General features: G+C 35.9%; 21 protein-coding genes. All 21 read right to left on the reverse strand.

Translation table 11 applies throughout. From position 1 onward, the window contains the following. Positions 1 to 4: 4 nt before the first annotated feature. On the reverse strand, positions 5 to 805 hold the full coding sequence (locus CAN42_RS07875; RefSeq protein WP_085876231.1) for a TlyA family RNA methyltransferase: 801 nt from the start codon (positions 803 to 805) through the stop codon (positions 5 to 7). Then, positions 805 to 1,662 carry a polyprenyl synthetase family protein gene (locus CAN42_RS07880; RefSeq protein WP_085876232.1) on the reverse strand — a complete coding sequence of 286 codons (858 nt, stop codon included), beginning with the start codon at positions 1,660 to 1,662 and terminating at the stop codon, positions 805 to 807. Before CAN42_RS07880 ends, CAN42_RS07875 begins: the two co-directional genes overlap by 1 nt. Further along, on the reverse strand, positions 1,646 to 1,870 hold the full coding sequence (gene xseB / locus CAN42_RS07885; protein WP_060799977.1) for an exodeoxyribonuclease VII small subunit: 225 nt from the start codon (positions 1,868 to 1,870) through the stop codon (positions 1,646 to 1,648). The genes CAN42_RS07880 and xseB overlap by 17 nt, the downstream gene beginning before the upstream one ends. Further along, positions 1,871 to 3,322: an exodeoxyribonuclease VII large subunit gene (gene xseA, locus CAN42_RS07890; RefSeq protein ID WP_085876233.1), complete on the reverse strand. Its 1,452-nt coding sequence runs from the start codon at positions 3,320 to 3,322 to the stop codon at positions 1,871 to 1,873. It lies immediately after the preceding gene. A 1-nt stretch (position 3,323) separates the two neighbouring features. After that, positions 3,324 to 3,722 carry a transcription antitermination factor NusB gene (gene nusB / locus CAN42_RS07895; RefSeq protein WP_062570827.1) on the reverse strand — a complete coding sequence of 133 codons (399 nt, stop codon included), beginning with the start codon at positions 3,720 to 3,722 and terminating at the stop codon, positions 3,324 to 3,326. After that, positions 3,719 to 4,105: an Asp23/Gls24 family envelope stress response protein gene (locus CAN42_RS07900; protein ID WP_062570826.1), complete on the reverse strand. Its 387-nt coding sequence runs from the start codon at positions 4,103 to 4,105 to the stop codon at positions 3,719 to 3,721. Before CAN42_RS07900 ends, nusB begins: the two co-directional genes overlap by 4 nt. A 348-nt stretch (positions 4,106 to 4,453) precedes the next feature. Further along, complete coding sequence (gene truA / locus CAN42_RS07905) at positions 4,454 to 5,188, reverse strand: tRNA pseudouridine(38-40) synthase TruA (protein WP_062570825.1); 735 nt, start codon at positions 5,186 to 5,188, stop codon at positions 4,454 to 4,456. After that, a complete protein-coding gene (locus CAN42_RS07910) occupies positions 5,185 to 5,982 on the reverse strand; it encodes an energy-coupling factor transporter transmembrane component T family protein (protein ID WP_062570824.1) in 798 nt (265 codons plus the stop codon). The genes truA and CAN42_RS07910 overlap by 4 nt, the downstream gene beginning before the upstream one ends. Beyond that, positions 5,975 to 6,841, reverse strand: coding sequence for an energy-coupling factor transporter ATPase (locus CAN42_RS07915; RefSeq protein ID WP_062570823.1), 867 nt, complete (start codon positions 6,839 to 6,841; stop codon positions 5,975 to 5,977). The genes CAN42_RS07910 and CAN42_RS07915 overlap by 8 nt, the downstream gene beginning before the upstream one ends. Further along, positions 6,832 to 7,656 (reverse strand): energy-coupling factor transporter ATPase, encoded by an 825-nt coding sequence (locus CAN42_RS07920; RefSeq protein WP_062570822.1) that lies wholly within the window; start codon positions 7,654 to 7,656, stop codon positions 6,832 to 6,834. The genes CAN42_RS07915 and CAN42_RS07920 overlap by 10 nt, the downstream gene beginning before the upstream one ends. Positions 7,657 to 7,713: 57 nt before the next feature. After that, complete coding sequence (locus tag CAN42_RS07925) at positions 7,714 to 8,331, reverse strand: DNA-3-methyladenine glycosylase (protein ID WP_082718884.1); 618 nt, start codon at positions 8,329 to 8,331, stop codon at positions 7,714 to 7,716. Then, positions 8,306 to 8,686, reverse strand: a complete 381-nt coding sequence (locus CAN42_RS09020; protein WP_062570821.1) for a YkvA family protein — start codon at positions 8,684 to 8,686, stop codon at positions 8,306 to 8,308. Before CAN42_RS09020 ends, CAN42_RS07925 begins: the two co-directional genes overlap by 26 nt. A gap of 61 nt (positions 8,687 to 8,747) precedes the next feature. Further along, positions 8,748 to 9,377 carry an orotate phosphoribosyltransferase gene (gene pyrE / locus CAN42_RS07935; protein WP_062570820.1) on the reverse strand — a complete coding sequence of 210 codons (630 nt, stop codon included), beginning with the start codon at positions 9,375 to 9,377 and terminating at the stop codon, positions 8,748 to 8,750. Continuing rightward, on the reverse strand, positions 9,377 to 10,081 hold the full coding sequence (pyrF, locus tag CAN42_RS07940) for an orotidine-5'-phosphate decarboxylase (protein WP_062570819.1): 705 nt from the start codon (positions 10,079 to 10,081) through the stop codon (positions 9,377 to 9,379). The genes pyrE and pyrF overlap by 1 nt, the downstream gene beginning before the upstream one ends. Before the next feature lie 7 nt (positions 10,082 to 10,088). Beyond that, a complete protein-coding gene (gene prfB, locus CAN42_RS07945; RefSeq protein WP_062570818.1) occupies positions 10,089 to 11,204 on the reverse strand; it encodes a peptide chain release factor 2 in 1,116 nt (371 codons plus the stop codon). A gap of 1,307 nt (positions 11,205 to 12,511) precedes the next feature. Then, the gene (locus CAN42_RS07950; RefSeq protein ID WP_085876234.1) at positions 12,512 to 12,952 is read right to left on the reverse strand and encodes an ATP synthase subunit B family protein; all 441 of its coding nucleotides are present in this window, start codon (positions 12,950 to 12,952) and stop codon (positions 12,512 to 12,514) included. Next, the gene (gene coaD, locus CAN42_RS07955; protein WP_085876235.1) at positions 12,949 to 13,434 is read right to left on the reverse strand and encodes a pantetheine-phosphate adenylyltransferase; all 486 of its coding nucleotides are present in this window, start codon (positions 13,432 to 13,434) and stop codon (positions 12,949 to 12,951) included. Before coaD ends, CAN42_RS07950 begins: the two co-directional genes overlap by 4 nt. Further along, positions 13,412 to 13,978 (reverse strand): 16S rRNA (guanine(966)-N(2))-methyltransferase RsmD, encoded by a 567-nt coding sequence (rsmD, locus tag CAN42_RS07960; protein WP_085876236.1) that lies wholly within the window; start codon positions 13,976 to 13,978, stop codon positions 13,412 to 13,414. Before rsmD ends, coaD begins: the two co-directional genes overlap by 23 nt. A 54-nt stretch (positions 13,979 to 14,032) precedes the next feature. Next, positions 14,033 to 16,063, reverse strand: coding sequence for an ATP-dependent DNA helicase RecG (recG, locus tag CAN42_RS07965; protein ID WP_085876237.1), 2,031 nt, complete (start codon positions 16,061 to 16,063; stop codon positions 14,033 to 14,035). A 70-nt stretch (positions 16,064 to 16,133) separates the two neighbouring features. Continuing rightward, complete coding sequence (locus tag CAN42_RS07970) at positions 16,134 to 17,798, reverse strand: DAK2 domain-containing protein (protein ID WP_085876238.1); 1,665 nt, start codon at positions 17,796 to 17,798, stop codon at positions 16,134 to 16,136. A gap of 13 nt (positions 17,799 to 17,811) precedes the next feature. Beyond that, positions 17,812 to 18,165 (reverse strand): Asp23/Gls24 family envelope stress response protein, encoded by a 354-nt coding sequence (locus tag CAN42_RS07975; protein ID WP_005955743.1) that lies wholly within the window; start codon positions 18,163 to 18,165, stop codon positions 17,812 to 17,814. Positions 18,166 to 18,248 lie beyond the last annotated feature (83 nt).

Here is an 18,248-nt window from a genome sequence, read left to right on the forward strand (position 1 = left end):
TCACCTAATCACTTAAATTTTCATAAGCCTTTTCTACAATTTCCTTGGCATCAAAATTCCCAGAAGCTTCTCCATAATTTGACAAGTAAATTAAAAATTCTATATTGCCACTTGTCCCCTTAATTGGAGAATTTGTAAGGGCCTTGATATTTAATCCTAGCTCTCCTGCAAGGTCAATTATTTTTTCTATAACTTCAATATGTACTTTTTTCTCCCTTACAATTCCACCCTTGCCAACTTTTCCCTTGCCAGCTTCAAATTGGGGCTTAACAAGAGCGACAATCTCACCTCGATCTCCCAAGATGTCCTTGGCAACTGGAAGAACGAGTTCAAGTGAAATAAAGGAAACGTCAATAGAGATAAAAGAAACATCTTCTTCTATTATGTCCTTATCAAAATATCTTATGTTGGTCCTCTCAAGAGAGACAACTCTCTCGTCCATCCTTAGCTTGTAGTCAAGTTGATTGTATCCAACATCTATGGCATAAACTTTTTTTGCCCCATGCTTTAACATACAGTGAGTAAAGCCTCCAGTTGAAGCTCCAATGTCAAGGCAAACTGCATCTTTAAGATCAATTTCATAGTCATGGATCATCTTTTCAAGCTTGTGACCACCACGAGATACAAAGGAATCTTCAAGGCCCTTTATGTAGATTTTTTCATCTTCCTTTAGTTGGGTTCCTGGTTTATCCACCCTGTCTGTCCCTATAAAAACCTTGCCTTCCATTATTAGCCTCTTGGCCTTTTCCCTTGAATCAATTAGACCCTTTTCGACTAATAATACATCTGCTCGCTTTTTTGCCATTACCTACTCCTATTTACTAGCTTTGCTGCAAAAGTCTTCAATGCATCATCCTTAAGTTCAAGGCCTTCAAGTGCTTCATAGGCGACATTTGTTAGGTCGATAACTTCATTTTTAAGGTCTTCCTTGTCCTTAAAGACAAGCATATTGATCTCTCCGCTGTCAGGATCCTTTTCTTCATCTAAGAGGTCATCTTCAAATTGATAGGCAACACCTATGGACTCGCCAAATCTTGCAAGCTTATTGATGTTGTCTGGGTCAAGACCTGCTATGATTCCACCAACTACAACAGAGGCCTTAATAAGGGCGCCAGTCTTTAGCTTGTACATATTTTCGCATTCATCTTCTGTGTAATCAGCAACATCCCTGCTTATATCAATTGTTTGACCACCAATCATTCCATTTACACCTGAGGCATTGTAGATGTATTTCATTGCCCTCATGGCACGCTTTAGGTCCTCAGAATCCTCGATGTTTTCAATGTGTCTTAAAAGAATTTCCATAGACATATTTAAGAGCCCATCTCCTGCTAGGATTGCAATTCCCTCAGAGTAAACCTTGTGGTTTGTTGGTTTTTCTCTTCTAAAGTCATCGTCATCCATGGCTGGTAGGTCGTCGTGAATAAGTGAATAAGTATGTATCATTTCAATTGCAGCTGCAAAGGGAAGAATCTTGTCTAAAGAATCTTCAGAAAATTCACAAAAAGTTATAAGAGAAAGAAGGGGTCTTATCCTCTTACCACCAGAAAACAAGGAGTACTTCATAGAGTCAATAACCTTATGTTGTGGGCTGTTGTCATACTCAAGTAAGGAGCTCAAATAATTATTAAATTTTTCTAGTAAATTATCTAAATCTCTCATCTTTTTTGTCCTCAATAAACTCAGAATTTTCTTCTGCAATAGTTTTAATCTTGCCCTCATAGGCCTTTAGGGTATTGTTCAAATACTTGTAAAGTTCAATCCCCTTTTCGTATTTTTTTATGGAATCTTCAAGACTAATGTCCTTAGACTCAAGTTCCCTTATTATATTTTCAAGCTCCCTAAAGGAACTTTCATAATCTCTTTCCATTTAATCCCTCACTTCCACCTTTTGAACCTTGGATTCTAGCTTGCCATCCTTAAACTTGAGAGAAATAATATCTCCAGGTCTTGCATCTCTTGCAGACTTAAGACTCTTACCATCTGCTCCTAAGATTTCAACCTTACTTATCTTTTCAAAGGCTGAATCAAGTCCCAACTTCAAGAGATTTAACCTGTTTCTCTCATTTTTTAACCTTAATGTTAGGTCATAGGATGTAAAAAACTTTTCAAGGTTTTTAAACTTCCTGTGATTGTCATTAACATAGGATTTAAAATAATAATTTAAAAGTTTTTTATCAAAATTTAGACTCTCAATATTCTTATTGAGTCTAGAATTTATATTTACAGAAATATTTTTTAGTCTATAAGAATAATTTTCGATTAGCTTGGACTCCTTAAGCTTAAAATTCTCCAGATAAAATTTTTTCTCTTGAAGATCATACTCTTGACCCTCAATAATATTTTTCATTGCAGAATTTAAAAGGGCATGAGCCCTCAATAGGTCCCTAGTCCTTTCATTAATCTTATAAACTTGATTTTTTATAGAAATATTTTTGTATAGGTTTAAGAGTCTTAGGCAATTGTAATCAAGTCTTCTCTCAATGAGATTTGTAAGTTGTGACTTCTTCTTTTCAAGTTCAGAGAGAATTTCATCTTCACTAATAGTCACAAGCTCTGCCGCATTAGTTGGAGTTGCCGCCCTCATATCTGCCACAAAATCACAAATAGTGTAGTCCACCTCATGACCCACAGCAGAAATCACTGGGATTTTTGAGGCAAAAATTTCCCTTGCAAGGTCCTCGTCATTAAAGACAAAGAGATCCTCAAAGCTTCCTCCACCTCTAGCAATTATTATGGTGTCAACTGGTTCTTCTTGGTTAAAATACTTGACACCTGCAATCAAAGACTCAGCAGCATAGGCTCCTTGAACAAGACTTGGATAAACAATAATGTCACAAGTCTTATTCCTCGTCCTAAAAATATTTATAACATCCTTAATGACTGCACCACTAGTTGATGTAATAAGTCCAATCCTTGATGGGTACTTCTTTAGGCTCTTCTTATGTCCTGGATTAAAAAGCCCTTCCTTAGTGAGCTTTTCCTTTAAGTCCAGGTACTCCTGATAGAGGTTACCCTTGCCATCAAGTTCTAATTGGCTAATATATAAAAAAACCCTGCCACTCCTTTCATAGTAAGTGACAGTTCCCTTTGCCATAACTTTAGCGCCATCGAATAAATTTATTTTTATATCCTCTTGGCTAGCCATGGCATCAATGCGGGCGAACTTATCCTTGAGAGAAAAATAAATATTTCCATTCTTGTGGAAATTTAAATTGGTAATCTCCCCAGTGATGCTAATATCCCTTAGGATATAGTCCATAGAAATTAGCTTTTTGATGTAATTATTCAGTTCACTTACATTAAAAGCAGACTTTGCCAAATTAAAAACTCCTGTAAATTGTTCCCAAAATTCCGTTTATAAATTTAGGTGCTTCGTTAGAACTATAAAGTCTTGCAATCTCAACAGCTTCATTAATAGAAACCTCTTCAGGGATATCATCCTTGTAGAGAAATTCGTAGACAGCAATCCTAAGGATTTGCCTGTCAACCTTGGCAAGTCTTGCCATAGTCCAACCCTTTAAGTTCTTCTCTATTGTCTCATCAACTACTTCAAGCTTGTCCAAAATGTCTGGCACAGTCCTCTTGATGTAGTCAACTTCGTCTCCTTGGAATTCATGATTTTCCATAAAAAGATCTAGCTTGTCAGTGGAAAAATCATCATTAAGATCCATGGAGAATAGGGCCTGCATGACCCCTATTCTTGCTCTCTTCCTACTCATTTGACAACAGTCTTTTCAGAATTTTTTACAGCAATGCCGGAGATGTGAACATTCACTTCTACAACATCAAAGTCTGTCATATTTTCAATAGCTTCTTTAACTTCTTCTTGCACCCTTTCAGATACTTCAACAATTTTTATTCCATATTCAATAGTAATATATACGTCTACAATAGTTTCTCTCTCGCCAATATTAACTTTGACGCCCCTATTGAAATTTTTTGTATTTAAAATGTCAGTAACTTGAGACTTGAAGTTAGATCCAACCTTAACAACACCATCAACATTTTCAGCTGCAACTGATGCAACTGTAGCGATAACATCTTCAGAAATCTTAACTTTTCCTTCTGCCTCATTACCATTAACAAGATATTTATTATCCACTATTACACCTCCAAATTAACTAAAATAATTATACCAAATACTTCTTATATTATCAATTTATTGCACTTTGCCTGACTTTTTTAATAAGATATTTAAAAGTATAAAGACTTATGGAAGAGGATTTTAATTTTTTTATGACTTAATAAAAATTTCTAGCTCTTTGAGAAAGACTTAAGTGATAAAAATTTATGACTTTGTAAAAATTTATAAAGTCATAAATTTTTATGAAGTTGTAAGAAAAAAATAAGTCATAAATCTTTATAAAGTTAGACAATTTTTATAAAGTTATGAATTTTTATAAAGTTATGAAATCCTACAAGGTCATAAAAATAAAAAAAGCCCGCGGACTTAATACTTGACGTCAACCAAGTATAGTCCACAGGCAGGTGCTGTTGGTCCAGCAGCCTTGCGAGATTTTTTCTCCAAGGCTTCCTTCATATATTCAATTTCTCTTTGACCACGTCCTATCTCAAGGACAGTTCCCGTTACAATTCTTATCATATTTTTTAAAAAGCTCTTTGCCACAAAATCAAAATACAAAAAATCTCCATCTTCAATGACATCAATTCGCTCAATGCTCCTTATGGAGTCCTTGACTATGGCACCTTTTCCCATAAAAGAATTGAAGTCGTGTTCTCCTATTAAAGATGCAAGAGCCACCCTCATCCTACTTGGGTCAACTTCATAGGGATATTCATAGGCACGGTTGCATAAAAGGGCATGCCTGTATCTTGACCTGTGAACCACATAGCGATACTTCTTTAACTTTGCATCAAACCTTGCGTGAAAGTCATCAGGAACATACTTAGCATCAACAACTGATACATCATCTGGCAGGTTAAAGTTTAAAACCTTAGGAAGATTTCCAATGTCAATTGTGGTGTCAGAATAAAAATTTGCATATTGTCCCTCAGCATGAACTCCCCTGTCAGTTCTCCCTGCGTAAAAAATTTTCACTGGGTGCTTGACAGTCTTTTCTATTCCAAGATTTAATTCCCCTTCCACAGTCCTCTCATTTGGTTGCATCTGAAAGCCGTGAAAGTTGGTCCCGTCGTAATTTATTTTTATTAAAATATTTTTCATAACTTAGAAACCACAACTATTATTACAAAGAAGATTAGGTTGCCAAGGAAAATTAAGACATCCTTACCCACGATTTTTGAAGCATTCATCTTTGTCCTGCCATCTCCACCCCTGTAGCATCTTGCTTCCATAGCAGTGGCAAGTTCTTCTGCCCTCCTAAAGGAGTTAATAAAAAGTGGCACAAGGAGTGGAACTAAATTCTTTGCACGTTTAATAATATTTCCTGATTCAAAGTCTGCCCCTCTTGCCATTTGAGCCTTCATAATCTTGTCAGTCTCTTCAATAAGAGTTGGGATAAACCTAAGGGCAATTGTCATCATCATGGCAATCTCGTGACTTGGCACTCCAATCTTCCTGAAGGGTCTTAGAAGTGATTCAATCCCATCAGTTAATTCAATTGGAGAAGTTGTGTAAGTTAATAAACTTGTTCCAAGAACTAGGAGGATAAGTCTAATGCCCATAAAGACTGCAAGGTCTAGTCCCTCTTGAGAAATTTTTAAAAATTTAAAAGTGTAAATTGGGTCTCCAGGTGTGAAAAACAAGTTAATAATAAAAGTAACTAGGATAATCCACTTAAGTGGCTTTAGACCCTTTAGGACCATACCAAGAGGTAGCTTGGCATTTGCAATTATAAGTAGCAAGTATAAGACTACTGGCACATACATGAAAACAGATTTTATAAAAAAGAGCGAACATATAAATAAAATCATAGTTATCATTTTTAATTTTGGATCATACTTGTGGACGGCACTTTCACCAGGAAAATATTGACCAATTGTTATATCTTTAAACATTAGAAGCACCTCTCAAATATTTTATTAGAGACTCCTTGGCCTCTTCCACAGTGATAGCATCCTCATTTATGTCGAGACCCTTCTTCTTTAAAGTCCTCATAAGAGATGTGATTTGTGGAATTCCTAGTCCAACACCAAGTAGCTTATCTTCATTCCTAAAGATTTCCCTTGGCTCTCCATCCAAAAAGACCTTGCCCTTGTCGAAGACAATAATTCTCTCAGCAATTTTTGCCACGTCCTCCATGGAGTGGGAAACTAAAATTACTGTGATTTTTCTATTTTCATGAATACTTTTTATTTCACTTAGGATTTCGTCACGACCTCTTGGGTCAAGCCCTGCTGTTGGCTCATCAAGTATTAAAACTCTTGGCTCCATAGCAAGGACACCTGCTATGGCTACCCTTCTCTTTAGTCCACCAGAAAGTTCAAAGGGTGACTTGTCCTTATAAGTTTCGTAATCGAGACCAACGGACTCCATAGAAGACTTGACCCTTTCTTGGACTTCTTCTTCACTTATGTCTAAGTTTCTTGGTCCAAAGGCAATATCTCTTTCAATCGTTTCTTCAAAAAGTTGGTACTCTGGATATTGAAAGACTAGACCCACTTTTTTTCTAAGGTCAGTTAAGTTTGATCCAGACTTATCCACCCTAGTTCCATCAATAATAATTTCACCTGATGATGGCTTTAGAAGTCCATTAAGGTGTTGGATAAAGGTTGACTTGCCTGATCCTGTGTGACCGATGAGGCCAATAAATTCATTTTCTTCGATTTTTAGGCTTATGTCATCCACAGCCTTTTTCTCAAAGGGTAGACCTGGACTATAGACATGCTTTAAGTTGTTAATTTCTATCAGTGACATATTTCCTTCACCATTTCTTCTATATTTAAAACTTCCGTAGAAATTTCTAGTCCATCTTTCTTAAGTTCATAGGCAAGCTCTGTCACCTGAGGAACATCTAGACCCAGTCCCTTAATCTTATCAACTTGAGAAAAGACTTCTCTCGGTGTCCCTCTTAGGACTATGTTGCCATCTTCCATTACTACAACCCTGTCGCTTATGGCAGCCTCTTCCATGTAGTGGGTTATTAAAATAATTGTCTTGCCTTCTTCCTTGTTAAGCTTAACAAGGGTATCCATTACTTCCCTCCTACCACTTGGGTCAAGCATGGCAGTTGGCTCATCAAGAATTATATACTTAGGAGACATGGCAAGAATCCCTGCTATGGCTACCCTTTGCTTTTGTCCACCAGATAGAAGGTGGGGAGCATTCTTCTTGTAGTCACCCATGCCAACATCTTCTAAGGCTCTGTCAACCCTTCTTCTAATTTCACTTGGTTCAACTCCCATATTTTCTGGTCCAAAGGCAACTTCATCTTCAACAATTGTTGCTACTAATTGGTTGTCAGGATTTTGAAAAACCATGCCTGCAGTCCTTCTTATGTCCCAAATTTCTTCCTCATTCTTGGTATTCATTCCATCAACAAGGACATCACCCTGACCTGGTAAGAGTAGACCATTTATTAACTTGGCAAGAGTGGACTTACCAGACCCATTGTGACCTAGCAAGGCAACAAACTCTCCCTCTTTTATTTCTAAATTTATATCTTTTAAAATCTGAATTGCATTTTCATCTTCGTAGTCGTATTTAAAAGACAAATTTTTTATACTAATCATATTATCACCTTTATGTTAACCTATTATAAAGGATAACTTAACAAAAATCTATAAAATTTATTTGGATACATAGGGGTTATTTCTAAGACAAAATCTCAAGGGAAGTTTAGCGTCCTCGCCTGCATAATCTATTCCAATTCTCTTTGTAATTACAAGGTCCTTTTCAGGGACAGCTTCTCCCTCTCCTATGTAGAGATAGTCCTCTGACAAAATCTTTCCATTTAGAGACCTATCAATCCCTAGACCTTTTGATAACTTGCCTGGTCCGTTAGTTAAATTTTTTCTTTGATAGGCAGAGAGATTATCATAGGACTTGCCAAAGCGATTTTTTGCAATCCCATCTAAGTTGTAGATAGGCTCAACTCCACGAATTAATACAGCCTCAGGATGGTCCTCATCCCTTGTCACAATATTTAAGAGGTCATACATTCCATAAATCAAGTAAACGTAGATGTGACCACCTGGAAGATAAAGAGTCCTATTCCTATCAGTTATCTTTCCCCCATAGGAGTGACAAGCCCTATCCTCAAGACCAAGATAAGCCTCAGTCTCAACTATTTTTGCACAGAAAAAATTACCAGAAATATTTCTGATAATTTTCTTGCCTATTAATGATTTTGCAACTTCAACTGTGTCTCTCTTAAAAAAATCAATCTCTAGAATTTTTCCAGACATCATACTTTTCCAATTCCTTGTCAAATTTTTTAACTATATAAGTTAGCACGCTTAGGTCATCAAAGAATCCAAATAATAAAATAAAATCTGGTATTATATCAGCAGGATTTAAAAGATATAAAAAGCCTGCCAAGATTAAAAATATATCCCTCTTTTTTACTTCCCTATAATTGCCTTTAGAATAATCCATTACAAGACCTAGGGCAAGCATAAGCTCTCGTGAAATCTTTTTGAACAATTCCTTTTTATTTGTTCTTGACATGGACTCTTGAACAACCCTGTTAAGCCTATCTTTGTTTTTAAAAACCTGATGGGCATAGGGCATCAGCCTTTTCAAAGTTCTGTAATAATTCAAATTTCTCCCCCTAAGTTAAAATTTGCACTTCCCTTACTTGATTTCTTTACCCAAAAAGAAATTAGGCATTCATCCAGGAAGAATCCTTTGGATTGTCCCTAAATAATTTTAACTTTTCAATTTCACTTTCTTTTATATAGTCCATTTCGTGTGCAACTTCTATTAACTCATCAAAGTTTGTAAGTGAGTGGTGTTTAAAGCCAGCTGCCTTAAAGTTTTCTTCAGCATTTTTCATATTATAAGTGAAGATACTAACTATGCCAAGGACTTCATAGCCCACTTCTTCAAGGGCCTTTGCAGCTTCAATTGATGAGCCACCAGTTGAGAATAAGTCTTCGATAACTACAACTTTTGCTCCTTCAATCTTTGCACCTTCAATTTTATTTTGCTTTCCGTGGTCCTTGTTGGAAGATCTTACAAAGCCCATAGGAAGACCCATCTTGTCAGCAATAATAGCTGCGTGAGGGATGCCTGCTGTTGCAGTCCCCATTATATATTCCACTTGTGGATACTCTTCCTTAATTAAATCAACAAGACCCTTTTCTACTATGCTTCTATCTTCTGGATAAGAAAGAGTTAGTCTGTTGTCACAGTAGATTGGAGATTTTATACCAGATGCCCAAGTATAAGGCTCTTCTGGCGAAAGAGTAACAGCCTTTAATTTTAATAAAATTTTTGCAATTTCTCGCATTATTTTCCTCCTAAAAAGTCTTTTTTGATTTCTCTATATTCCTTTAGTGGGTCCTCTGCCTTAGTGATTGGTCTACCTACAACAATGTAGTCAGACCCAAGCTCTCTTGCCTCGCTAGGAGTTACAACCCTTTTTTGGTCATCAGTGCCTTTTACCTTCCTAATACCTGGAGTAACTGTTATAAAGTCCTCACCCAAGTTATCCTTTATCTTTGGCACTTCAAGAGCAGAACAAACAATACCACTTAAGTTAGCTTCCTTGGCAATATTTGCATAGGCAAGAACAACCTCATCAATGGACTTGTCCTTGTCAATTTGAAGTTCCCTGTGCATCACATCTTCATCAGTAGAAGTTAACATAGTAACACCTAAAGTTATAAGGTCACTTTTTTCCCTTTTAACAATTTCGCTGGCATCACTTAACATCTTCTTGCCACCAGCAATGTGGTAGTTAATCATGTCAACATCAAGAGCAATAAGGGAATTTGTTGCTCCCTTACAAGTGTTTGGAATGTCGTGAATTTTTAAATCTAAGAAAATCTTGTGACCAAGCTTTTTTATTTCCCTGATAATACTTGGACCTTCCTTGTAGAAAAGTTCCATCCCAACCTTTACATAGACCTCTTCATCTTTAAAGTCCTTTAAAAAATCAAGAGCCTTATCTCCACTTGGAAAATCTAGTGCAATAATTACATCCTTTGCCATATTAACCTCAGCTTTCTCCAGTCGCCTTATCTTGCAAGTAGGCGTTAATAAAGATATCTAAATCTCCGTCCATTACCCTTTCCACGTCACCAACATCTACATTAGTCCTGTGGTCCTTGACCATAGTGTAAGGTTGGAAGACATAAGACCTAATTTGTGAACCCCAAGCAATTTGTGAATAATTTCCTTGAAGGTCCTCAATTTTTTCCTTCTTTTCTTCTTCAGCAAGGGCAACAAGTTTTGCCTTTAACATATTCATTGCCTTTTCCCTGTTTTGGATTTGGCTACGTTCATTTTGACATTGAACAACAATCCCTGTAGGAATGTGAGTGATTCTAACAGCTGAATCAGTAGTGTTAACGTGTTGTCCACCAGCACCAGATGACCTGTAAGTATCAATCTTTAATTCTTCATCCTTGATTTCAACTTCTGTATCGTCATCAATTTCTGGGAAGACATCCACAGATGAGAAGGAAGTGTGCCTCCTCTTGTTGGAGTCAAAAGGCGAAATCCTAACAAGTCTGTGAACTCCCTTTTCACCCTTGAGATAACCATAGGCATTGTCTCCAGAAATTTTAAGAGTAACAGACTTAATACCAGCCTCGTCTTCCTTTAAGAGGTCAAGAGTTTCAACCTTGAAGCCCTTGTTCTCAGCATACCTAGTGTACATCCTTAGAAGCATACTTGCCCAGTCTTGGGCCTCAGTACCACCAGCACCAGCGTGGATAGAAAGAATTGCATCGTGGGAATCGTACTCGCCATTTAATAAAGTATTTAATTTAAAGTCAGCAGTGTCCTTTTCAATCTCATTAACAAGATTTTGGAAGTCAGAATAAGAAGAGTAATCTTCCTCGATTTCCATTAGGGCAATAAGGTCCTCTGCATCAGCAATCAAGTTAATTAACTTGTCGTATTGATCTATCTTTCTTTGGTATGAATTAGTTTCACGTATAACTTTTTGGGCACTTTCATTGTCTTCCCAAAAACCTGGTTCCATTTGTTTTTTGTTTAGCTCAACAACTTTTTTCTTAAGAGAATCTATCTCAAGAGATTCACCAAGAGACTTAGTAGTAAGCTTGGAATTTTCCAGGCGCTCCTTATCTAAATAGATATTTTGCTCCATAAAAATCCTCCTTTGTATTGCTTATTTTAGTATAACACAGTTGCTATAATCACACTAATATTTTGTTGGAAGATAGGAATAAATTTTGAGTTTGTGTTTTGAATTGAATAGTTTTGATTTTAAATTTTAATTTTTCCAACTTCATAAAATTTCATAAAGTCATAAATTTTTACAACTTCATAATTTTTCTTAAAGTCTTGACTTTTTTATAAAGCCCTAGCATTTTACAACTTCGTAATTTTTTATAAGGTTATATTATTCTATAGACTCAACAAATTTTTGCAGAGTCCTAAACTTTTATTGACTCATAAGTTTTCATAAATTAGTAAATAATTATAAAGTCCAAACTTTTCATACCTTAACAAATTCTTATAAAGTATCAAGTTTATAATAACTCATTAGATTCTACAAGTTCGTAAATATTTGTTAAGTCCTAACTTTTTTTAACTTAACAAACTTTTATAAACTCGTACACTTTTACAAGATAATATTATTTAACATCTGAAATATCTTATAGGCAGAAAAGACTTCCCAACCATAGAAAAATAAAACAAATAAAAAGATGTTATAATTAGCTTGAGGACATACGAAGGTGGTCACCTAATATAATTATTAGGAGGAATGACTAATTGAGTGATTATGAAATTCTATCATTAATGCTAGAGTTTGCAGCACTAATAGTCATCATCCTAACACTTTTCAAAAATAAGTAGTTAGAATGAAAAAATACCACCCGTATCGCTTGAACTGAACCCCAAAAGTTGGACTTAAAAACCAACTTAAGGAGGTCAGTTTTTTATTTGCCTTTTATTGCTTGTTAGTTTTAATTTTCATTCTTATTAGACTTTGAATTGTTCCATTCGATTTTAAATTTTTAACAAACTTACAAGTTTTGATTTTTAAGTTCTACTTTATTCTTTGCTCCTCATTAGTTTATAAATTTTGGTTTTTTATTTTTTATTGATTGTTAATTTACTAGGACTTTATAAATTTTGATTTTCAAATTTTACTTAACTCATAGTTTTCTATCACCTTGTAAGATTCAATTTTTAAATTTTACTTAACTCATAGTTTTCTATAATCTTATGAATTTTTATCGCTTTGTGAGATTCTATGACTTCATATAAGTTTGTGAAGTCATAATTATATACTGATTTATAAACTATTAAATTTACGCAGCAAAAAAGTGCAAGTTAGATTTTGCTTTCTACTTGCACTTTCTCTTATACTTTATTCTATTTTCTCTTTGATCTAATTTGTTGCAACAAAAAAGACCTAAGGTTGTGACTCAGGTCTATCTCTTTATTTTATCCTCTTAACTCTTGTCTATTTTCGTTAAGCATTTTTATAATTTCTGAAAGGTTTACTTGTGTGTTTTCAAGTAGTTCGTCTGCGTAGTCTCTTGCGCCTTCTCTTATTTGAGTTGACTCTTCTTTTGCAGACTTTAATATTTCAGCTGCTCTTTCATTTGCTTGTCTTACAAGTTCGTTTTCGTCAATAATCTTTTCTGAGTGTGCTCTTGCTGCAGAGATAATCTTGTCTGCTTCGTCGTGAGCTCCATTGATGATGTCTTCCTTGTCTTGAGCAATTTTTTGTGCTTCTGAAACTTCTCCAGGAATTTGTGTTTTTAATTCGCTAACAATTTCTAAAAACTCTTCCCTGTCTACCATTACCTTGCTTGTTAGTGGAATTTGTGATGATGTTTCCACTAGGTCTTCTAATTCTTCAACTAAATCAATTAAATTCATATCTTCCTCCTAAGTAATTTTTTCTTCATAGCTTCTCCTACAATAGGAGGCACGAATAAATCTGTATCTCCGTCAAAGTTGGCTACTTCTTTTGCAAGTGATGAACTCACAAATAAATTTTCATTGGATGACAATAAAAAGACTGTTTCTATGCTGTCTTTGTAATTTTTGTTTGCCATGGCAAGGGTGTATTCGCTGAAGTAATCTGTTGCTGATCTAAGTCCCCTAACTACTACTTTGCAGTTTTTCCTTTTTGCGTATTCTACTAAGAGTCCGTCAAAGGAATCTACTTCTATTCCCTCCATGCCATCTAAGACTTCATGAAGGAAGGCTTTCCTCTCTTCCACTGTGAAAAGTCCCTTTTTTGAAGTGTTGTCTAGGACTGCAACTATGACTTCTCCAAAGATTTCTCTTGCTCTTTTTATTATGTCTAGGTGGCCATTGGTCACTGGATCAAAGCTACCTGCATATATTACTTTCATTTTCATCCCATCCGCATATGGAAATTGATGTGTTTCCATATTTTTTGTTTTTTATTTCTACAAAGCCTTCACCAATTAAAAGTGGCTTATCTGTGCTGTATTCCACAATTAATTTTCCATTGGGCTTTAGTATTCTATGTTCTCTTATTAGTTTAAAGGCTTTTTTGTATAAATCTCGTCTTTCGAAGGGTGGGTCCATATAGATGTAGTCGAAGTCTACATCAAGTTTTTTTATAGCCTGGTTTAAATGGTTTTCTATGACTATGGCCTGGTCTGTGAGTTTGGCCTTGTCTAGGTTCTTCTTCACACAGTCTATGGCTTCCTTTGACTTGTCAAGGAAGTAAGCTTTTTCGGCTCCCCTTGATAAAAATTCTATTCCATTGGCTCCGGAGCCACAAAATAAATCTAAGACTGTGACATCAAAGAAGTTTTGTCCCAAGATGTTGAAAACCGATTCCTTGACCCTGTCTTCTGTGGGTCTTGTATCTAGTCCCTTGGGAGCTATTAATTTGAGTCCCCTTCTATTTCCTGAAATTATTCTCATAAAGCCTCCAAATTAGTTTTATTTTACCATAAGAAAGGATAATTTAAAAGATATTTAGTTCAAATCTGAGTAAAATTCAGTGATTTCTTTGTTTAGGTAGGAATATTTTTCGCCTTCTAAGTTTGGATCCACTTCTAGGATTTTTTTCACGTCATCTGCTGCGTATTTTAAAATTGTTTCGTCCCTAAAGGGATCGGCAAGTCTTAGGTTTGGCATGCCTGATTGTCTTGTACCAAGTATGTCGCCAAATCCCCTAAGCTCTAGGTCCTTGTTGGCAATATAAAATCCGTCATTAGAGTCCGTCATTATCTTCATTCTCTCCCAGGAAATTTCACTTTTAGAAAGATTGTAGAGGATGCAGTAGGATTGTTGGTCTCCTCTTCCAACTCTACCTCTAAGTTGGTGGAGGGTTGAGAGACCAAACCTCTCTGCGTTGTAAATCATTATGACGCTTGCGTTGGGTACGTTGACTCCAACTTCTACTACTGTCGTGGATACCAAGAGCTTGATTTTATTTTCTGCAAAGTCATTCATAACCCGATTTTTTTCTTCTGCCTTCATCTTGCCGTGAAGAAGTCCTAGATTAAAATCACTAAAGTATTGACTTAGTTCTTCATAAACTTTTTCCACTGCTTGCAAGTTTTCGTAGTCTTGGTTTTCTTCTATTAGGGAACAGATTACATAGGCCTGCCTTCCCTCTGATAATTCTTTTTTTATAAAGGCAAGAGATTTTTCCAGCATATTTTCATTTATGGCTATAGTTTTAATTGGCTTTCGTCCCTTTGGCATTGACTTTATTATGGAGACGTCAAGGTCTGCATAGAGGACAAGGCTAAGACTCCTTGGGATTGGTGTTGCCGACATAACAAGAGTTGCTGCATCCTTGTTTTTATTTTGGAGCATATTTCTTTGGACAACTCCAAATCGATGTTGCTCGTCAATAACATTTACTCCCAATTTTTTAAAGACTACATTTTCTTCTATTAATGCGTGAGTTCCTATGAGGATGTCAAGTGATCCCATCTCCAAATTATCTAAGATGTCCCTCTTTGCCTTCTTGGAAGTTGAACCAATTAAGAGTCCAACTTTTATGCCAAGGGGTTCTAGTAATTCTACAAAGGACTCGAAGTGTTGCTTTGCTAAAATTTCTGTTGGCGCCATTATTGATGACTGGTAACCATTTAGGTAGGCAAGGTACATTATTATAATAGCAATAATTGTCTTACCACTACCAACGTCACCTTGGATAAGTCTGTTGATGGCCTTGCCCCCTTTCATGTCGCCGAAGATTTCTTCTAGGACTGTATCTTGTCCTTCAGTCAACTTAAAAGGTAATTTATTTATAAAATCCAAAACCTGATCTTTGATTTCAAACTTTATGGCATCTCGTCTCTCATTTTGGACCTTGTTCTTTAAAATGGAAAGCTCAAACAAAAATAGCTCTTCATAGATAAGTCGCTCCCTAGCTTGTATGTAATTTTTTCTTGACTTGGGAAAGTGGATGGACCTTATGGCATCATTTTTGCTTAGAAAAGAATATTTTTCTATAATTTCTCTTGGTAGGTTTTCTCTAAAAAGATTTTCGCCTATTACTTGATCTACAACTTTTTCAAAGACAAAGTTGTTTAGACCTTCTGTTAAATTGTAAATTGGAGAAATCTTGCCAAGCTTCTTTAAGTTATCGACTTCTTCAATTTCAGGACTTGACATAGTAACCCTTCCCCTAAAGTAGTCTGCCTTTCCATAGACTAGGTAGTATCTTCCCGGCAAAATTTTATTTTGAAGATAGAAGGCATTGAAGAAGGATAATTCTACTTGACCTGATTCATCTTCTGCCAAGAAGCTAGCTAGGGTAAGTCCCTTCCTTACTCTCCTGTTTTGGAGTTTGGAAAGTATTCTAACTCTAAGGGTGTTTTTTTCTCCAATCTTCACTTCTGAAACCCTAGTGACCTTTGAAGAGTCTTCGTATCTTCTTGGATAAAAGTGGAGGAGGTCTTCAATTGTATAAATTCCAAGCTTATGAAAGAGCTCTGCCCTCTTGGGTCCAATCCCCTTTAAGCTTTTTATATGGTCCCATAAGTTCATAATTGTCTCCTAGTTTATTTCATATAAGAAAAGCCCAAAGCAAAACTTCGGGCTAATTAATAATCTAAATTTATTCAAGAGATATGATGTAGTAATAGATTGGTTGGTCGCCTTCTATTACATCTATATCAATGTCTGGATATTTTCCTTCGATAGCCTCACGAACTACTTCTGCATCTTCTTCTGTTACATCTTCTCCATAGAATAGTGTAACAAGTGAAATGTCTTCGTCCATTAGCTTGCCCACAGTGTCTAAAACAACATCATAGACAGTCTTGCCGCTAGAAATTATATCCTTGGCTGCAATACCAATAATGTCGTCTTTGTGAATTTCTTTTCCATTGATTGTAGTGTCCCTAACGGCATAAGTTACTGATGCGTCAATTACATCTTGGATTGCTTCCATCATATTTTCTTGATTTTCTTCTTTTGAAGCATCTTCATTGAAGGCAAGCATAGCTGCTATACCTTGTGGAACAGATTTTGATGGAATTACAATGATTTCCCTATCAGAAATATCTCTTGCTTGTTCTGCTGATAAAATTATGTTGCTATTGTTTGGAATTAGGTAGATTACCTTGCCACCAACCTTGTCAACTCCCTTTAAGAAGTCTTCTGTTGATGGGTTCATAGTTTGTCCACCTGCAACAACATAATCTACTCCAAGAGATTTAAAAGTTTCTGTCATTCCATCTCCCATGGAAACAGTGATGAAGGAATAATCTTTTTCTTCGATTACTTCTCCCTCTTCTTCTCTCTTTTTAGCTTCAGCTACTTCTGCATCGTCAAAGAGAACTTCCCTGTGTTGGTATCTCATATTGTCGATTTTAATATCTTGAAGTAGTCCAAGCTCGCAAGCATGTTGAAGGACAATTCCTGGGTCATTTGTGTGAACGTGAACTTTAATAAGGTGACTTCCACCACCCCCAACTACTAGAAGGCAGTCTCCTAGTGGAGAAATCTTTTCTCTAAAGCTATCAATGTCTTCATAGTCGGTATTTATAATAAATTCTGTACAGTAACCATATTTTAAAGAAGTATCTGCTTCAGTGAATTGAATTTCTTTTTGGGCCTTTTTCTTTAGGGTTTCGTCATCGCTTTGATCAGCAATGTCTTCGCCCTTTAGAACCTTAAGAGCCCCTTCAAGTAGAACAACAAGACCCTTACCACCTGCATCAACAACTCCAGCTTCCTTTAAAACTTCAAGTTGGTTTGGTGTATTATCAAGGGCTTTATTTGCTTCTACTATTACATCTTCTAAAAATGTAATTGAGTCTTCAGCCTTCTTGTGATGTCTAATTGCAAAGTCAGCAGTTTCTCTTCCAACTGTAAGGATTGTTCCTTCAATAGGTCTCATAACAGCCTTGTAAGTTGTTTCACTTGCCTTTTTGAAGGCATGAGCAAGGTCAGAAGTGCTTGCTTCGTCTATACCTTCAAGACCTTCTGAGAAACCTCTTAAAAGTTGTGAAAGAATAACACCACTGTTACCCCTAGCTCCCATAAGGGCACCACGAGCTGCAGCAGCTGAAACATCTGCAGCAGTAAAATCTCCTTCTAAACTGTCGATTTGTTTTAAGGCAGATTTTGATGTAAGGCTCATGTTAGTTCCTGTATCTCCATCGGGAACAGGGAACACATTAAGAGCGTTGACCTCTTCCTTTCTGGATATTAGATAATTTACGGCTCCCTTAAAAATTTCTTTTAATAGGGGACCATTAATTTTATTTATTTCCAAAATCTTACCTCCACTACTTAAGTCTAATACCTTCTACTAGGACCTCAATGTTGTCAACTTCAAGTCCTGTTAAATTTTCTATATTAAACTTAACTCTCTCTATAATATTTTCACCAACAGTAGAAATTTTAACTCCGTATTCTAGTACAACGTGAAGTTCTATAGAAATTTCATTTTCGTCAGTCTTTACTACAATTCCCTTTGAAAGATTTTCGAATCTCAATAATTCAAAAATTCCATCTGCGGCATTTTTTGATGCCATTCCAACAATTCCGTAGGATTCCATAGCTGAAATTCCTGCTATATTTGCAAGTACGCTATCTTCTATTACAATGTTTCCAAGTTCTCTATTTATAATTGCCGGCATGAGGGCACCTCCTTATCTAATACATTATATCAGAACTTGTCCTATATTAACAGATTTTCAAAATATCCTTTGTAAAAAATTAT

It is taken from the genome of Peptoniphilus vaginalis, assembly GCF_900176605.1.
Lineage (GTDB): Bacteria > Bacillota > Clostridia > Tissierellales > Peptoniphilaceae > Peptoniphilus_A > Peptoniphilus_A vaginalis.